The 17,331-nt window shown below is 33.3% G+C and carries 15 protein-coding genes; 5 read left to right on the top strand and 10 right to left on the bottom strand.

The features are described 5' to 3' along the window. Positions 1-4 precede the first annotated feature (4 nt). The 6 genes from P6733_RS11560 to P6733_RS11535 all read right to left on the bottom strand — a co-directional run bounded on the left by P6733_RS11560 (position 5) and on the right by P6733_RS11535 (position 5,843). Entirely contained in the window at positions 5-1,369 is a 1,365-nt protein-coding gene (locus P6733_RS11560) for a methylmalonyl-CoA mutase subunit beta (protein ID WP_306353054.1), read from the bottom strand. A 10-nt stretch (positions 1,370-1,379) separates the two neighbouring features. Continuing rightward, positions 1,380-1,727, bottom strand: a complete 348-nt coding sequence (locus tag P6733_RS11555; protein WP_306353053.1) for an FtsB family cell division protein — start codon at positions 1,725-1,727, stop codon at positions 1,380-1,382. Positions 1,728-1,758: 31 nt separating this feature from the next. Beyond that, complete coding sequence (gene udk / locus P6733_RS11550; protein ID WP_306353052.1) at positions 1,759-2,370, bottom strand: uridine kinase; 612 nt, start codon at positions 2,368-2,370, stop codon at positions 1,759-1,761. Between the two features lie 117 nt (positions 2,371-2,487). Then, positions 2,488-3,759, bottom strand: coding sequence for a cation:dicarboxylate symporter family transporter (locus tag P6733_RS11545; protein WP_306353051.1), 1,272 nt, complete (start codon positions 3,757-3,759; stop codon positions 2,488-2,490). 68 nt (positions 3,760-3,827) lie between these two features. Beyond that, positions 3,828-5,132 carry a CitMHS family transporter gene (locus P6733_RS11540; protein ID WP_306353094.1) on the bottom strand — a complete coding sequence of 435 codons (1,305 nt, stop codon included), beginning with the start codon at positions 5,130-5,132 and terminating at the stop codon, positions 3,828-3,830. Between the two features lie 15 nt (positions 5,133-5,147). Continuing rightward, a complete protein-coding gene (locus P6733_RS11535) occupies positions 5,148-5,843 on the bottom strand; it encodes a DUF2490 domain-containing protein (protein ID WP_306353050.1) in 696 nt (231 codons plus the stop codon). A 190-nt stretch (positions 5,844-6,033) separates the two neighbouring features. Here P6733_RS11535 and P6733_RS11530 point away from each other — a divergent pair, with 190 nt between their 5' ends. Together P6733_RS11530 and P6733_RS11525 are read left to right on the top strand one after the other, a co-directional pair. Next, positions 6,034-7,137, top strand: coding sequence for a sensor histidine kinase (locus P6733_RS11530; protein WP_306353049.1), 1,104 nt, complete (start codon positions 6,034-6,036; stop codon positions 7,135-7,137). After that, positions 7,134-7,820: a LytR/AlgR family response regulator transcription factor gene (locus tag P6733_RS11525; RefSeq protein ID WP_306353048.1), complete on the top strand. Its 687-nt coding sequence runs from the start codon at positions 7,134-7,136 to the stop codon at positions 7,818-7,820. The genes P6733_RS11530 and P6733_RS11525 overlap by 4 nt, the downstream gene beginning before the upstream one ends. Positions 7,821-7,826: 6 nt before the next feature. Here P6733_RS11525 and P6733_RS11520 read toward each other — a convergent pair whose 3' ends face one another. The 3 genes from P6733_RS11520 to P6733_RS11510 all read right to left on the bottom strand — a co-directional run bounded on the left by P6733_RS11520 (position 7,827) and on the right by P6733_RS11510 (position 12,565). Further along, positions 7,827-9,053, bottom strand: coding sequence for a DUF3999 family protein (locus tag P6733_RS11520; protein WP_306353047.1), 1,227 nt, complete (start codon positions 9,051-9,053; stop codon positions 7,827-7,829). Next, positions 9,040-11,568, bottom strand: coding sequence for a DUF2339 domain-containing protein (locus tag P6733_RS11515; RefSeq protein ID WP_306353046.1), 2,529 nt, complete (start codon positions 11,566-11,568; stop codon positions 9,040-9,042). The genes P6733_RS11520 and P6733_RS11515 overlap by 14 nt, the downstream gene beginning before the upstream one ends. A gap of 91 nt (positions 11,569-11,659) precedes the next feature. Next, entirely contained in the window at positions 11,660-12,565 is a 906-nt protein-coding gene (locus tag P6733_RS11510) for a LysR family transcriptional regulator (protein WP_306353045.1), read from the bottom strand. A gap of 145 nt (positions 12,566-12,710) precedes the next feature. On the opposite strand from P6733_RS11510, the gene P6733_RS11505 reads away from it, so the two are divergent. From P6733_RS11505 to P6733_RS11495, 3 genes are all read left to right on the top strand, one after another. Beyond that, entirely contained in the window at positions 12,711-13,880 is a 1,170-nt protein-coding gene (locus P6733_RS11505) for an MFS transporter (protein WP_306353043.1), read from the top strand. 285 nt (positions 13,881-14,165) lie between these two features. Next, positions 14,166-15,353, top strand: coding sequence for an ankyrin repeat domain-containing protein (locus P6733_RS11500; protein ID WP_306353042.1), 1,188 nt, complete (start codon positions 14,166-14,168; stop codon positions 15,351-15,353). Positions 15,354-15,364: 11 nt separating this feature from the next. Then, a complete protein-coding gene (locus P6733_RS11495) occupies positions 15,365-16,708 on the top strand; it encodes an ankyrin repeat domain-containing protein (protein WP_306353041.1) in 1,344 nt (447 codons plus the stop codon). 39 nt (positions 16,709-16,747) lie between these two features. Here the strand turns inward: P6733_RS11495 and P6733_RS11490 are convergent, their stop codons facing one another. Further along, a complete protein-coding gene (locus P6733_RS11490; protein WP_306353040.1) occupies positions 16,748-17,329 on the bottom strand; it encodes a GrpB family protein in 582 nt (193 codons plus the stop codon). Positions 17,330-17,331 lie beyond the last annotated feature (2 nt).

The raw sequence follows: 17,331 nt of genomic DNA, 5'->3' as shown, positions 1-17,331 counted from the left end.
GTGATTATTTTTCGGTCTCCAATCGTTCTTGTTCTATTTTTTCTGCTAAACGTTTTTCAATAATAGGTGTGATTAACGTTTTTCGTGGTTTTATTTTTACAAAAGGAAATAATTCCAAATCGTGTTTCATACGATCTTCTTTATTGGGGTATTTGTTTGTCCCTAATAAAATTTCTTTTCCTTGATCGAAAAGTGCTTGTTCTTTGTCGGCACTTTCCTGAATTTTACGCTGAATTGTTCCGTCTTTCAGTTGTTTTAAAAACCCGCCAGTTGCTTCAATATCCTTGAAAATAAGTAAGGCTTTTTCAGCTAATTGTTGCGTTAAACTTTCAATGTAATACGCCCCGTCGGTTGGGTTGTTGACTTTATCAAAATAACTTTCGTATTTTAAAACTAAAAGTTGATTTCGAGCAATTCGATCGCCAAACTCATTGTCTTTATGATATAAAGCATCATACGGCATGTTCGTAATTGCATCTGCACCACCCAGAACAGCACTCATACATTCAGTAGTAGTACGTAACATATTCACGTTGTAATCGTAAATTGTTTTGTTTCTTTTAGTCGGCTTAGCGGTAATGTGACAATCGGTAGGATACTTGTATTCGGTAGCTACTAAATTGTATAATAATCGAAGCGCTTTCAGTTTTGCAATCTCAAAGAAATAGTTTGTACCTACAGCAACTTGAAAAACAAAAGGTTTTGTTGGGTTTTCAAGGCGATTAAAATATTCGTTTGCATGGGCTAAACTATAGGCTATTTGTTGTGCAATAGAAGCACCTGCATTTTGATACAAGGCACTGTCTATACTAATGATATTTGCTTTTTTGGTCTGACTCACTATAGCATTGAGTGTTTCAAAATCTTTTTCAAGATTATGGAACCAGTTTCCATCTTTGGCTAATTGTCCAATTGGGTCAATGTTACAATACAAAGCAGCATTGCGATCCATAGCAATCTGATCAATTTTTTTAACAAAATCAAGTGATAGGAAATTCAGATTGAAGTAAGTGGTAATCGTGTCTAACGGAAGATTTTCTACTAATTTTTTTACATCAGTTTTGTCATCCTGAATTGTAAAACGAATGCTTGTAGCACCACGTTTAATACTTTCCTGTGCACGATAGGCTGCTTTCTCAAGATCATGGACAAAGATGTTTTGACAAATTTTAAATTCGGAAGCTCTGGTGTTGACAGAAACGGCTTGAATATCTTCATCGGCATGGTAGAAAGGTCTGACCTTTATATCCTCTGGACTGTTCCATACTAAAGTTTCGTTGTAATCAGCTCCTTTAAGATCGAATTGGATTTGTTGTTTCCATTGTTTCGAAGTAACCGCTTCAAACTCGTCAAATAATCGATTGTTCATGTTTGCTTGCTTAAATTGCTTTGGAATCTTCTTTTGGAAGATCTTCCTCAAATTCGATAATGTAAATGTCTTCGCTATCGCGCTTCATATAGTACTTTTCGCGAGCGAATTTTTCTATTTGGTCAGGATTTTTTAGAAGTTTGATATTCTCCTGATCCTTTTTTATTTCGTCTTGGTAGTATTTTTTATTCGTTTCAAGTTCATCAATCTCATGATCTAAAACTCGATGTTGCAGATAAGAATAATTGTCTAAAAAAAGAATCCAAGCCCCGAAGAACAGTAATACCAGGACATACCTATTACTGAGGTATTTGAACCATGGATATTTCTGTTTCATATTTTGAAAAGCCTTTTTCATTGGATTATTTTGGAATAAAAATACGGAAAATTTATAAGATTCTTTGATTAATTACGGCACGAACTACATCGATAGCAACTGTGTTGTACTTATCATTAGGAATGATAATATCTGCAAAGGCTTTCGTTGGTTCAATAAATTGTTGGTGCATTGGCTTTAAAGTATCTTGATAACGGCTTAATACTTCTTCCATATCACGTCCTCTTTCGGCGATATCACGTTTTAATCTTCGGATTAATCGCTCGTCAGAATCTGCATGAACGAAAATCTTAATATCAAACATATCTCTTAGTTCAGGATTGGAAAGGATTAGAATTCCTTCTACAATCATTACTTTTCGAGGATGTGTAATTACGGTATCATCAGTACGATTGTGAGTAACGAATGAATAAACGGGTTGTTCAATAATCTCACCGGCTTTAAGTGCTTTAAGATGAGTTACAAGTAATTCAAAATCAATCGCTCTAGGGTGATCAAAATTGATTTTTGAACGCTCTTCATAACTTAATGTGTTTAGCGTTTCTTTGTAATATGAATCCTGAGAAATGATTCCCACTTCTGTTTCAGGCAGTTCATTCATAATTTGATGAACTACAGTTGTTTTCCCACTTCCAGTTCCACCGGCTATACCTATAATCAACATATTTCTTTGGAATATTTATTATTTGGGGCAAAAATAGGAATTTATAAAGCGTGGTTTTTATATTTTTTAAAATGTTTTTATGCTTTTTTTAAGACTATCGTGATAAAGCAGTACTTTTTAAATAGTTTCACTTTTTATAGATAGATTTATTTCATCATTCGCAATAAAGTCATTTTCGAATTTTGAAATTACAATGGTTGCCACTCCATTTCCAATGAAATTCGTTATAGTGCGGGCTTCATTCATAAATTTATCAATGCTGAATAAAAAAGCTAATCCTTCCATTGGAAAATTATGAAGGATGGAAAGGGTTGTAGCTAAAGCAATGAATCCTGATCCGGGTACGCCTGAGGCACTTTTTGAAGTAACAGTGATGATCAATATAATAGTAATAATGTCATAAAAGGAAAGAGGAATATTGTAGAGCTGGGCAATGAATAGGGTGGATATTGGTAGGAAAATAGAAGCACCTACAAGATTGAAAGAATAACCGAGAGGAATAACTAATCCTACTACGGGTTTGCTACAACCCAGTTTTTCCAGTTTTTTGACTATTAAAGGGAATGCGGTTCGAGAAGACGAGGTTCCGAAAATAATCAATAGTTCTTCTTTAATGTATAATAGGAATTTCCAAAGACTCATTTTGTAATAACGCAGTATCCCGCCTAAAATAACAAACACGAAAAATGCCATGGTGATGTAAGTTGTAGCCAGTAATTTCCCTAAAGGTAATAAGCTATTGATTCCGAATTTTGAAACAGCATAAGCCATTCCGCCGAAAGCAGCAATTGGGATCAGATAAAAAATATAAAATAAAATTTTATAGAGTAGATTTCTAATCTTTTCAAGGGTAAGGACTAGTTTTTCTCTGTGTTTAGAGGAGTTTAAAATACAACCAACAACAATAGCTAGGAGTAGAAATAATAGTGGACGATTTAGAATTAGGAAATTATACCAATCTCCACTAAGTGAAACCACCCGATTGTATTCGGGTTGATTATTCATCGTTAGGAAATTGCGGTCAATTTTTCCAGGCTGTAATAATACTGCGGCTAATGCTCCGGTGATTAGGGCTAGTGTAGTAATAATTTGAAAATAGATAATAGCTTTCAAACCAATACGGCCTACTTTTCTCAAATTTCCAACGCTACTGATTCCAATAATAATCGTCAGGAAAATAATGGGCTGAATAAAGGGTTCAATTAAATACAAGAATCCAAAACCTAAAAACTCCAATTGAATTCCTCTCTTAGGAAAATAGTGGCCTACAATAATACCGAGCACTAACGCTATAGCGACATATAAAGCAAGATTTCCAATAAATTTATTGGAAATAGGCTCTTTTTGTTTCGGTATTAAAAATGTAGAATCCGATTTGTTGTTTTCCATTCGTATTGTTGTCTACTTTTTTGAAAAGGAACTCTAAAATAAAGAATAATTGTAAGCAAATGTAACGACTAAAAATTAATTATACCCAAAGCCAAAGCGGCAATTAGCATTACAATTGTAGATCCGAATGCCCATTTTAAAGTGAATTTTAAATGATCGGAAAAATCTACCCCAGCTAATCCGACTAATAAATAAGTTGAAGGGACTAAAGGGCTTAGCAAATGCACGGGTTGACCTAATAAAGAAGCACATCCCATTTCTAATTTTGCAGCACCAAGATGCATTCCTGTTTCAGTGATTAAAGGTAGAATGCCGAAATAATAAGCATCATTACTTAAGAAGAATGTTAAAGGAGCACTGGTTAGAGCTGTAATAACCGGGAAGAAACAACCCCAAGTATCAGGCACAGTTGATATCATAGAGCTTGCCATCGCAGTCATCATTCCAGTTCCAGATAGTATTCCCGTAAATATTCCTGCTGCAAATATCATTGCTGCTACTGATAATGCATTTCCAGCATGGGTATTCAGTACTTTTTGTTGGTCTTTTAATTTGGGATAATTGACGAGTAATGCAATACAAAAACCAATCATAAAAGAAATAGCTAAGGGGATTACATTCAGCATCATGGTTACCAATAATGCTATGGTTAATGCTAGATTTAACCAGATGAGTTTAGGTCTTTTTAATTCTAATTCTTCTGCTGTAGGTACAATTGTTTCTGCAACGTATTCAATTGTTCTGTTTTCAGTGGCTATTTTCTTTTGTTCTTTCTTGCCTAACCAATAGGCTACAAATACAACCCAGCCAGCTCCGGCAATCATAATAGGAATCATTGGGACAAAAAGTTCAGAACTATCCATATGTAAAGTGCTCATTGCGCGGGCTGTGGGTCCTCCCCAAGGAAGGATATTCATGATTCCGCCGGCAAGCATTACAATTCCAGTAAGGACTAGCGGATTAATTCCTTGTTTTTTATAAAGAGGGAGCATGGCCGATACGACAATCAAATAGGTGGTAGCGCCATCACCATCTAAAGAAACTAATAGGGTTAGTATAGCAGTTCCTACAGTGATTTTTACAGGATTACCTTTCACAAGACTTAATATTTTGGCTACTAAGGGATCAAATAGTCCAACATCAATCATGACACTGAAAAATAATATACCGAAGATGAGCATAATACCTGTTGGGGCAATATTCTTCACTCCATCAATCATTAATGTACCTAGTTCGTTTGCAAAACCTCCAAAAAGAGCAAATAAAATAGGGATTAATATTAACGCAGTTAATGGGGATAAACGTTTGGTCATGATGAGATACATAAACGTTATAATCATGGCAAATCCTAGAATTGTAAGCATAATAAATATCTTTGAAATAATGAATTAGTTTTGTTTTGGTTCTTTTTTAGAGAAATCAAAAGTGTTTCGATAGGAGAATAAGGTGTAATTACTAGTGTCGTCTGGATTCAGTTGATTAACAAAAGAAACTTCTATTGCAGAACGTTTACTAAGATGGATTCCAATGCCAGCTGTAATTCTGTTGCTATCAAATTGTTCTTCTTTGACAACATTCATTCGAATTTCATTTTTAAATATTCCGTAGAATAAATCTTTCTTATTTTCGCCATTGAAAGGAATTCTTAGTGAGATTAAATACCGTAGTCGTAGAACAAAATCATCGGGATTCGTTAAAAAGCGTTCTTCTACTCTATAACGGTGTGAAATGGATACACGACCGATATTACTTTTTAAAGAAAGTTGTTGGAAAGCACGATTTTCATAACGTATTCTTTTTTCAGAAACTGAATTATAGGGTTCCAGTACTAAAAACATATATCCTGCACCTGGAGTAATGCCATTTTCAAAAGTGCGTTCTAGATAGGTGGCTACTAAAAAGAGTCTGGAATCCTGAACTAAATCGTAAGAACGATATTGTGATAAAGCAGTCACACTCCATTTGGGACTTAATTTTGCAGACATTGTATATTGAAACCAGTTGTTTAGGTTATCTTGTTGCGCATAGGATTGAAAACTAAATGCGGAGAAGAGTAAAAGAAGAAGTATAATTCGGATGCGCATTGCTTAAATGTATTTAATGGTGATATTTTTACTGAATTAAAAGTAGAAGAATAGATTTCATCTGTCTTTTTTATTCAATCAACAGCCTAAATTATAAGCGAACGACACAAATTGCGGATTTGAAAATAATCAATTACCTATTTTTAAAAGGATATTTTTAGAGAATGTGTAATTTTAAATTAAAATAATTATGGTATTATTAATAAACATACTGGTATTGTTAATTGCCTTTCGATTACTCTTTGAAAAAAAAGTAATTGACCGATTAATGATGAAAAGATGGAATAATTTAATTAATATTCAGCACATTATCTTTTTTGTACTGTATGGCATTGTGACCATTTATTCAGTATTGTATTTTATTGAGATGCCTTTTGCGCTATACAGAATTGTTTTTATTTTGTTATTGAATCTCGTGCTCTACTACATCTGTTATTCTCATTTGGTTCCAGCTTATTATGAAACGAATAAGTATTCAGAATATATATTGTACGCTCTAATTCTTTTTATTGTTTCTTCTTTACTACGAATGTTGATTGAGCCAGTATTACCGGGTGATTTTGATAGAGAAGAGCAAAACAATGCTATTTTCTTAATTAGCATTTATGGTTCACAAAGTATAATAATTCTGGTCGCATCGTTTTTAGGAATATCAAAGCACAAGTTTATTATCGAAAGTGAGTACAAAGATTTGGAGTACAAGAAAACGGAAACAGATTTGAATTTGATGAAATCAAAAGTGAATCCGCATTTCTTACTGAATACATTGAATAATATATATGCGAATAGTTATTCCGAAAACAGTGCTTCAGCAGAAGCAATCATGCAATTGAGCCAATTATTACAATATGTAATTTATGAAACGGATAAAAAACGAATTGCGATTAGTAAAGAGTTCCAAATGATAAAAGCATTGGCAGGATTATATCAATTAAAATATAATAATCAGCTTTCCATTGTGTTTGAAATAGAAGGAGATGATATTTTGGACCAAATTGAAATACCACCTTCCATTTATTTTACGTTGTTTGAAAATGCATTGAAACATTCTTCGATGGGAGATTATAAAGATGCATTCATCAAAATTATTTTTAAAACAGAAGGAGATGTAGTTATTTTTCAAACGATAAATTCAATTTCAGAGAAAGAAAAAGACAATGATGAGTATGGGTATAATGGAATGGGTATGGTGAGCTTGAAAAAGATTTTGACAATTGAGTATGCAAAAAATTATGAGTTGATTGTACAGGAATCGAATAAAACGTATTTTTCAACTTTAAAAATTAAGCTATGAATGAGTTGAACGTAATTGGTGTAGATGATGAATACTTGGCATTGGAACTAATTAAAAAGTATTGTGAGAAAACGGACGGCTTAAATTTAATAGCAACATTTCAAAAACCAGAAGAAGTATTACCTTTTTTGGAAAAAAATGAAGTTAATCTTTTGATTTCAGATATTAATATGCCTGAAGTAACGGGGATTGAATTATTACAGAAATTAAAAAAGAAGCCTTTGTGCATTTTTATAACAGCAGAAGAGCAGCATGCAGCGAAAGCTTTTGAATTGGATGTAATTGATTATCTGATTAAACCGGTGAGTTATGAGCGTTTTGAAAAAGCCATTACTAAAGCCAAAGAATATGCAAGATTTATTCAGAATAAAAAATCGGATGAAGCCTATATTATGTTCAAATCAGATTATATTATCAATAAGGTTAAATTGGCAGATATACTGTGGATTGAAGGATTTGGAGAATATATTAAGATCATCTGTAAGTTCAAAAAATATATGGTACTGCATCGCATGAGTAAATTTGAAGAAATGTACCAACATTTGGGATTTATTCGAATCCATAAATCATACCTCGTTTTAAAAAGTCACATTGCATCTTACAATTCCAGAACAGTTATTTTAAAAGACGAAAAGGAACTCCCAATTGGCAGATCCTATAAAGATAATTTGAAGAGTATATAATTGTAATTACTCTTTTTTCATGTCTTTTAATAAACTCAATGAAAAATAAAGAATAACTAATCCACCAATCCCAATACAAACCCAAAGAAACCAAGGTCTTTGCCAGAAATAACTTTCGATTGAAACCACTGGTTTTGCAAGACTAGTTATTTTTGAAAAAGTGGCTAATGGCAAATCATTGGCAATGCTCGATTCAAAATAAGAAAGGTCATATTGTGGCGCTTGTAAAGTATTATTCCCTGTCTTTAAAGTATATTTTTCACCTACTTTTAAATCGGCAATAAGGTAAACAGGTATTTGTTTAAACCCGATTGAATTGATTGTTAGCGGTTGATTATCTCCATTATCAATTAAAATATCAAAATCTTTTTTATTCAATTCAGAAATATTGAATTGTTTCGATTGATCCGCATTTAAAACAAAACGATACAACGTTTCAGTATATGGTTTCATTTTTCGTTTTACACGTCGTTCTCCGCTGAAAACGATGCTAGCATCTCTATTGTATAAAGCAGGATTAGTGATGTCAAATGTAATCTGATGAATTGCCTGTGGATTATCAAAATGAACACGAATACGCGTTTGTTTGCGATCTGTTAATTGGTCTGTTTTTATGGTAGTAGGAGTAACATTAATAAAGGTAATAGGGTAAGTCTCCTGTTTAAAAATCCCTATTTTTAGTACTTCAATCGGTAATGTTTTCACATCGTTAAAATCAACTTTTATATAACGATAAGTTGATAAAGGCAGTGGAATAGTTTGATAAACAAATGTTTTGGTATTACTGTTTAAATCGTATAATTGTTGATTATTAATTAATCCAAACCATTGCTTCTGATCATTACTACCACTAATACTATAGGTCTTGGTAACTTCCGAATTGGTAATAGCCAGAACAATTTCATTTAGAGGCTTGCTATTTACATTTTCCGCAATAATAGAAGAACTTTTTGCAGGAGCACTATTTCTGGAAACTATAGGAAAGGCATCAAAATGACTGCTGTTTTTTTGAGTATCGATGGTATTGATGAGGTAAGGAACCTCTGTTCCTTTGCTGTCATATAAACGAACATCCCTTTGGTCAGGACTAGATAACGATCGTATTTCGGGTGTAATCAAAATACGGTGTAAGCCATCTTGTTGTACTGCCTGAACGGCTGCTTTTGTCGAGAATTCTTGAGCAAAAGCAGCAGTAGTCAGTAATAAAAATAGGATAAATTTAAACTTTTTCATCCGGTTCAGTCTTTGAGTTTTTTGTTGGGTCATCGAGTACCAGAACTTTGATTTTCTGGTATACAAATGAAATGATTAAGATGAGTACTCCTAGTAATATAAAGGCTACTATTTTACCAGTTTCCGAAACATTTCTAATGTCATAAACGAATAGTTTAAATATTGTAATACCTAATAAAACTAAGGAAATGATGCGTAAACTTTTCCATTGTTTCTTTATTCCAATAATTAGGAAAAGGAAAGCAATTACTCCCCATAGAATAGGATAAGCTATTTTGATAATCTGTATTCTTGTGCTTGCAATTAATTTTTCTACAGCAATTTCCATTAGTACCTCTTTGTTGTAATCCATGCTTTGATACATAGGATCTGAAAGCGCTTGTTGGGTAGTCACAGGTTCTGTAGAAAGTACTAAACAATGTAACATTACTTCCGAACTAGCAATATATACAATAAAGAATGCTACAACCCAGATATATAGTTTGGCATTAAATACAGACGGTAGTAATCGTTTCTGATTAATGTTATACAATATATAGCCAAAGTAAATGATACACGCTAAAGAGATATAATGTAAAATAAAACCAATGCGTAAAGTAACAGTTGAGCTTAAGTAATCTTCTTGTTCTTTAAAGGCAAGTATTGTAAATGCAAAAGCATATACTATGATATTTATGGTTGATATCAAGGCTGCCAATTGCGTATTTGTATTGTTTTTACAATAGAAATGAACAAATACTACAGAGAATAATAGATGATACACAACCGAGAATGAAGCAGCAGAGTAATCATTAGTGATGTAATCATGTGCTTGATAACTGATTTCAAACATCCCGATAAAGTACAGCATTACGAGTGCTAAACCTTGAAGATAGTTGCTGTACGATTGTGGATTAAATCGAATACCCCACAAGTGACAGTTCTCCGTTTCTTTTGATAAGATGTAACGTACGGCAAATAATGAAATTAGAGATACAGCTCCTGAAATAAAAGCAGGATTTAATATGATATTTAAAACTTTATCACTGTTGTAAATATTACTCCAATCCATAATAAGGCTAATCAACATGAGCAGATGAACCAGTACGGAAGCAAAACGGAAATTGTTGATTTTAGATTTTTGTGCTAGCCACATTAATAATACAGCTTCTCCAGCCCAGAATAAAGTAATCTGATTTCCTTTAAATTGGATCGGAATTGCAAGCGTAATAAACGTTAATGTTAGCCCAATAAGCAGATAGATAACTGTTTTGTCGGCTCCAAATTTCTTATATAAAAACCAAGCGTATATTAAATTGAATAGTCCAAGTAAAGTGGTGAATAACCCATTTAATTCTGGATGATAACGGTTTAATATTGCCATGCCTATAGCATAATAAACAAAGGTATTACTGGTAAGAAGGACTAACTCCATAGTTGTAAAAAGACCTTTGGTTCTCATATTATTTATAAGCGTAATCAGAATAAAAATGAGATAGAAGCCAGTTGCAAAAAGCATTGCATTATAATAAGGCGCATTTTCTTTTCCTAAGATTGAGCTTAACCATCCGATGTATAATATACTCGTAAATATATAGGCAAGAAGCGTCAATAAATTCCATTTTCGATAGTAGGCTAATGCTAAGATTCCTACATCCAATATCATGATATATGTAAATAATACAATGTAGTTTCCTTGCCCTGTACTCACAATAAATGGGGCAGCAAATCCTCCAATTAGGGTGAGAATAGCAAGTTCAATGCGATTATACGATAATGAAATTAACGCACTAAACGCTGTAATGACAACCATGATTGAAAAGGCAACCGTCTGACTGAACAGATGGTAATCATGGAATGCAATAGAGATAGTAAAATAGAATATGGCAAAAGCACCCGCTACCAGAACGGAACTGAATGCAGCATAGTTTTTTCGAAGTTTATGTGCAACGGCCATAACAATACCACCACAAAGTATACCGATTCCCACACGGGCAGGTTCATTGATCCAATCTTTATCGATTGCATATTTTACAAAGTAGCTAATCCCTAACACCAAGATTAGAATACCAATTTTATTGATTAGATTTTCTCCAATGAATTTTTCTAAATCAGGATTTTTTTCTTTGAATTTTTCCCATGATGATTTATGAGGTACACGAGGTGTTACGACTGGTTTCGGTTTCGGAACTTCGTACGTGTCAACAGGCTTCTTGTCTGCTTGAATTGGAGCAGTTTTCTCCGCTGTTTTAATAATTTCTTTGACCTCTTTTGGAGGTTCTATAATAGGAGGTGGTACTACAGGAGTAACTTCAGGTTCTGGAATAGGTGGGGTAACGACAGGTTGTTTCGTTTGTATTGGAACTTTTTCAACAGATTCAATTTCTTTTTCAATACCCTGTTCTTTTCGTTTTAAGAATTCAAGATTTCGTTGTAAATCTCTTAGTCTACCTTCAATTTTATCAAGTTTAGAATTGGTGCTATTATTGATAATGAGTAACGTAATAAAAAGAACTATTATAAGACTTATCTCCATATTGATGATGTTAGTTTATATGTAAATATAGACTTTTTTGCAAAAAATGAATGATGATGTTAAAAATAAGGTTCTTTGGTAAAGAAAATGATTATCTCAGTGGGACAGAACAACGCATCAATTTTTTGACAATAGCAATTTGTTGTGTGGTAACCTTAGTTGTATCATAGGCTAAATATATCGTGTTGGTAATAGGTTTTAAACCTTTCCAAAGAATCTTTAGTTCTTGATTATCAAGATAAGTTTGGAGTAAATAAGCAGGAACAATTGTAAGTCCACCATTTTGATGAATGGCTTTCAGAATGGAACCAGAGAACGGAATATCAAACTTAGGTTTTGTACAAGGTCTCTTTTTGAAATTTTGCATCCAAAATTCACGCATGACATCCATGTCACTATTATTGATGAGCCAGTTTTGTTGTGCTAACCAACATTCTAATTCTTTGTACTCTTTTTTGCGGATAAATTCATCAATAAACTCCGTATTGAACTTTGTGTTTCCTACGAGAAAGTATTCTTCTGTGCAAATGGCTGTATAGGTTAGTGTAGGGATATCGATCTGTTGATTTACAATAACAAAATCCAATTTACCTTTAATCAATCGACTGGTAAGATATTCTGCAGTTCCAAATTCTACCGAAAGATTTCCTGGAGATTCATTAATGCGTGGGGCAATATAATGATCAAAATATTCCAGATTTGCTCCTAGGTTAATCTGTGGGCAATTTCGGGACAGCATAGTATATCTAAAATTGGTTTCAACCTGTTCTAGTTTTTCAATCGCTTCAATGACTTCGGAATAAAATTGCTTTCCGTAATCCGTTGGAACCATTTTACGAGGTTTTCGTTCGAATAGCTTTTGACCAATATGGGCCTCCAATGCTGATAAATGTTGGCTCACATTGGGCTGTGAAATAAATAATTCTTCGGCAGCACCAGTCAGTGTACCTTTTCGATAGATTGCCTTAAAAGTTCGATACCATTCTAAATTTACCATATACAAAGCTATAAAATAATTTATACAAATAGATAAATCATATTATTTTGTTTATGGTTATCATCTTCTGAACTTTGCTGTCAAAGTTTACAAGCGATAGGAGAAGCCTATTGTTATAACATAAAATAGTAGAGTGATATAAAAGATGAAAAAAACGGCATATATAGGATGTTTAGGAATGATTGGTGTAATAACCACCGAATTTGGAGTAATTGGTATTTTACCTCAAATAGCAGATTACTATAGTATTAGTATCGATCAGGCTGGATGGTTATTGAGTGCCTTTGCTTTAGTGATTGCAACAACTGGGCCTTTTATGACTTTATTTACTTCAGGAATAAATCGGAAGAAAATTATGATGGGAAGTATTGCTCTTTTTTTATTTACAGGAGTAATTTCAACCTTATCGCCACCCTTTTGGTTACTGATGACCGTTCGAATATTACCTGCATTTCTACAGCCTGTTTATATCTCTACGGCAATTGCAGCAGCGGTGAGTAATGTGGATAAGAAAAAAGAACATCAGTACATGGGAATTGTACTCGGTGGAATTGCAATATCGATGGTAACAACAGTTCCTTTTGCTACGTATATAGCAAGTATATACCAGTGGCAGGGCTCTTTTGTGGTTCAGACGATTGTAACGATTATTGCCTTGGTCGCTATTTTTAAAGGTTTACCATCGATGCCAGTAAAAGAGAAGAAATCATATGGCAACCAATTACGTATTCTGACAAAACCAGATTTTGTAATCAGCATTTTTATGAATTTCTTAATGATTGCCGCTTGGTTTTCGACCTATAGTTATTTTGCTGATTTTTTAGGGAAAGTAAAAGGAATGAACGAAGGTAAAATTAGTAGTATGATGCTATTGTTTGGGATTACTGGAATTGCAGGAAATTGGCTTGCAGGAAAATTATTGAGTAAAAGTGTTCCATTAACAACAGCAGCTTTTCTTTTAGGAACAATGTTAATTCCTTTTGGATTGTATTATTCGGGTTCAAATGCTACTCAAACTATAGTTTGTATTGCAGTATGGGGATTTTTGTATGCACCTTGTTTTTTAACGGCAGCCGCCTATTTAATATCTGCTGCGCCCGATGCCTTAGAGTTTGCGAATAGTTTAGCGGTATCCTCTGGGAATTTAGGGGTTGCATTGGGTACGGCTGTAAGTGGATGGTTCATTGCTCATCAAGGTATTCAGATTTCTCCATGGGTAGGGATGGCCTTTGGTTTTGCCTCCTTGTTGATGATTCTTTTAAGAAGTCAGATAGAAGCCCGCCAGAAAAAACAAGTCACCTTATGTAATTCATAAATTCAGAAAACGATTAATCAATTGACAGTAGGATGATACTGTTAATATAAAACGTATTGATAATCTAAAAAGACGATTCGGATGAATCGTCTTTTTAGTATAACATATAAATATTTAATCTTTTTTTGGCTAAACAATATTTTTTTCTTTGAAAAGGGTTTGCTAATTTGGGATATAATTTAAGAATCAATAGATGTCTTTTTAAGAAAGTGTAGTCTATTGAAATAATTGCCTTAAGATTTGATTATTTCAAACTTAAGAACTTAACCAAAATAAAAAGATTATATGTCAGATTCGGCAACATTACTAGGTGCCTTTAGGAATAATAATTTCGAAGAAGGAAGACTTATATTAAAAGAAAATAAAAACCTGTTAAAGAGTATGGACGATTACAATCGTTCGCAGATTTTTGAAAAAGCAATCAGAGAGCAATCAAGGGAAACACTTCAGTTTTTCATAGCAGAAGGAATCATCGAAACCGATATTTATGAATACGATGGTTTCAAAGGATCCATTTTTGAAAGTATAGTTAGAAATCAACAATTTGATGAAAGCTTTATTGCTTTCTTGGATGATTTTTTCTCCAAGTTGGACAGTCTCAATGATGAGGTCATGGGACATACACTATTGAGTTATGCTATAGAAGAAGGAGCAGATATTGAAGTAGTGAAAAGTTTGGTGAAAGCAGGATGTGATGTGAATTATACCAATAATTCCGATGATACATTTTTACACCGTATTGCCAGCAATAATAGAATGAGACCGGAGAAAGCATTAGCCTATTTAGAATTCTTCATCCAAGAAGGATTGGATATTAATGCAGAAAATGTGGTAAACAAAACGGCTTTGAGTTATTCCCTTTCCAGACAAAAAGAAGCTCAGATGGATTTGCTTTTACAACAAGGAGCAGACCCAAATCACCAAGACGATAAAGGCAAGTCTTCATTTTATGAAGTTGTTGTTGATTATTTAGACATCAAATTATATGATAAATTAAAAGAATACCAATCACCAGATTTAAATCAAGTCAACTCAGAACAAACTACAATTCTATTTGAATATGCTCGAAGAATACATGATTCTTCAGAAAGCACGATAAAATTGTTGGTGAAACTAATTGAAGATGGAGGAGATTTATTATTACCGTCAATTTATTATGGTAATGGAAAAACGCCTATAGAAGCTATTGCAGAAAAATCATTTGATGTATTCAAGGCCGTAATTGATCTCGATGTCATCGATATTAATCACATTGATAAGGATGGAAACAACTTATTGCATATTGTATGTGCTTTCAATGTAAATTATGACAATGAACAAGCGCGAGATACTTATAAAAAAGCAAAACTATTAATTGAAAAAGGAATAGACAGTAATCTTATCAATAGTAAGGAACAAACAGCTTTAATGCTAGCTTCAGATGATAATTTAAAATTAAAAACAGTAGAACTACTGTTGAAAAATAAATCCTAAAAAGTATAACAATGTCAATGTCATTTATAATAGCCTGCGAAGCAGGTAAACGAAAAATAGCAGAATTATTACTGAACAATAATGAAGTAGAGGTAGCCTATACCGATGAAAAAGGGAGAACAGCCTTACATTATGCTGCACACAGAGGTTATTTGGATATTGTAAAATCACTGATAGAAGCCGGTGCTGTTTTGGATTATGAAGATCATAATGGAGAAACACCGTTATTTTTTGCCTGTTTACAAAAACAGAAACAAACTGCTTTATACTTATTAGAAGCAGGAGCAAAAACAACAATCAATGATAATCAAGGCAATAGTTTATTACATCTTACAGCGGTAACCTCCCAAATCGAATTGGTTGAAAAATTATTAGCGATAGGAGATATTGAAGTCGATGCAGAAAATAATCGTGCAGAAACCCCACTGTTCTTAGCATCAGGTGTTCGAAATAAAGAAGTTGTACTGGTTTTTATTAATCATGGAGCCAATGTAAATGCTACAGATAAATTAGGAAATACACCACTTTTTTCAGCGATTGAGTCAAAAAACGTACCTGTGACAGAACTATTGTTGGAGAATGGTGCAAATGTAAATCACAGCAACCATGAAGGAGAAACAGCGCTATTGTTGGCCTGTTACCAAAACAATAATATGATGATTAAACTATTAGTAGAAAAAGGAGCTGATATTAAAGTATCTTCTTCCAATGGTTTATCACCAATATGGTATGCTTGTGGTAATAATCAAAAAGAAATTGTTAGCCTATTCCTCAATAATGGAATAGATGTGAATTACAGCAAACCAATATCAGGCCAAGATGAATCTATGAATTCTTACTTGGATTGGATTGAATCTGCTACAAATATTGCAGTAGATAGTAGTTTTACTTTGAATAATAATTATAATTACGGCGGAGAAAGTTTATTGCATGTAGCCACTAAAAAAGGACATCTTAGTTTAGTGAAATTGCTGATTGAAAATGAAGCCAAAGTCGATATTCAAGATGAAAGCGGTAATACAGCATTACATTATGCTGCTGCAAATGGAAAGAAGGATATCGTAAAATATTTATTAGAACACAAGGCAGACCCTGCAATTGTGAATGTAAAAGAGCAAAAAGCAATTGATTATTCGAATATCAAAGGATACAATGAAATAACAGAACTTTTATTGCAATACGGAAGTAAGAGCGCGATGACAACATCCGTTGAAAAAGTGACCGTTGAAGCCCCAGCAGAACAAGGTTTAAATGCAAAGAAGCAAGCATTAATGGATCTCAAAGAATTATTAGATGCGCAAATTCTGACACAAGATGAATTTAATGCAGAGAAAAGCAAAATTCTAAATGGATAAAGTAAAAAGGCTGTTGTATCATCAACAGCCTTTTTACTTTTATTTTGCTTTATTCTGAAGTGTAATGTCCTGTAAAGAATTGGAGTCAATCCCCGTTTTTTCTAAGATAGAAATAATGAAAGCTGTTTTACCTTCAACATATTGATCAATATCATTAGGGAATTTTTGAGCCAATCCCATCTTTAAGGTACTATATTCCTGAACAGCTTTAGGATTTGAACGAAGATAATTCCGAAAAGACAAATGATTTTTTAGGCTGATACTGTCTTCAAGACAAACATATAAATGATGTTGTGGCCATGGTGTACCTGAACCATTTTCAGGTGTTTTATTCGAATCCCTTCTGAATGCAAATCTTCCCGGAATACCCATTTCACCAACACTAGTATACCCTAGTTTTTGTAGTGTTCTGATACATTGTTCAAGTGTACTTTGATTGTGAATAATAATGTCAATATCCAAAACCGGTTTTGCCGCTAGTCCAACTACGGAGGTACTTCCAACATGTTCAATACTTGTGAAAAGCCCATTTAAATGAGATTCATAAATAGTTTTTAAAAGCTGAAAAGAGGGAGCCCAATCATTAGAATAGGGAACCACAACAATAGTATTATCAATCATAA

The sequence above is a fragment of the Flavobacterium aerium genome (genome assembly GCF_030766725.1).
GTDB classification, from domain to species: domain Bacteria; phylum Bacteroidota; class Bacteroidia; order Flavobacteriales; family Flavobacteriaceae; genus Flavobacterium; species Flavobacterium aerium.
This window is presented reverse-complemented; position numbering and strand designations above follow the sequence as displayed.

What these genes read in the sequence shown, in the direction of transcription:
- P6733_RS11560 (WP_306353054.1), bottom strand. Translation starts at nt 1,369, where the DNA reads ATGAACAATCGATTATTTGACGAGTTTGAAGCGGTTACTTCGAAACAA.
- P6733_RS11555 (WP_306353053.1), bottom strand. Translation starts at nt 1,727, where the DNA reads ATGAAAAAGGCTTTTCAAAATATGAAACAGAAATATCCATGGTTCAAA.
- udk (WP_306353052.1), bottom strand. Translation starts at nt 2,370, where the DNA reads ATGTTGATTATAGGTATAGCCGGTGGAACTGGAAGTGGGAAAACAACT.
- P6733_RS11545 (WP_306353051.1), bottom strand. Translation starts at nt 3,759, where the DNA reads ATGGAAAACAACAAATCGGATTCTACATTTTTAATACCGAAACAAAAA.
- P6733_RS11535 (WP_306353050.1), bottom strand. Translation starts at nt 5,843, where the DNA reads ATGCGCATCCGAATTATACTTCTTCTTTTACTCTTCTCCGCATTTAGT.
- P6733_RS11530 (WP_306353049.1), top strand. Translation starts at nt 6,034, where the DNA reads ATGGTATTATTAATAAACATACTGGTATTGTTAATTGCCTTTCGATTA.
- P6733_RS11525 (WP_306353048.1), top strand. Translation starts at nt 7,134, where the DNA reads ATGAATGAGTTGAACGTAATTGGTGTAGATGATGAATACTTGGCATTG.
- P6733_RS11520 (WP_306353047.1), bottom strand. Translation starts at nt 9,053, where the DNA reads ATGAAAAAGTTTAAATTTATCCTATTTTTATTACTGACTACTGCTGCT.
- P6733_RS11515 (WP_306353046.1), bottom strand. Translation starts at nt 11,568, where the DNA reads ATGGAGATAAGTCTTATAATAGTTCTTTTTATTACGTTACTCATTATC.
- P6733_RS11510 (WP_306353045.1), bottom strand. Translation starts at nt 12,565, where the DNA reads ATGGTAAATTTAGAATGGTATCGAACTTTTAAGGCAATCTATCGAAAA.
- P6733_RS11505 (WP_306353043.1), top strand. Translation starts at nt 12,711, where the DNA reads ATGAAAAAAACGGCATATATAGGATGTTTAGGAATGATTGGTGTAATA.
- P6733_RS11500 (WP_306353042.1), top strand. Translation starts at nt 14,166, where the DNA reads ATGTCAGATTCGGCAACATTACTAGGTGCCTTTAGGAATAATAATTTC.
- P6733_RS11495 (WP_306353041.1), top strand. Translation starts at nt 15,365, where the DNA reads ATGTCAATGTCATTTATAATAGCCTGCGAAGCAGGTAAACGAAAAATA.
- P6733_RS11490 (WP_306353040.1), bottom strand. Translation starts at nt 17,329, where the DNA reads ATGATTGATAATACTATTGTTGTGGTTCCCTATTCTAATGATTGGGCT.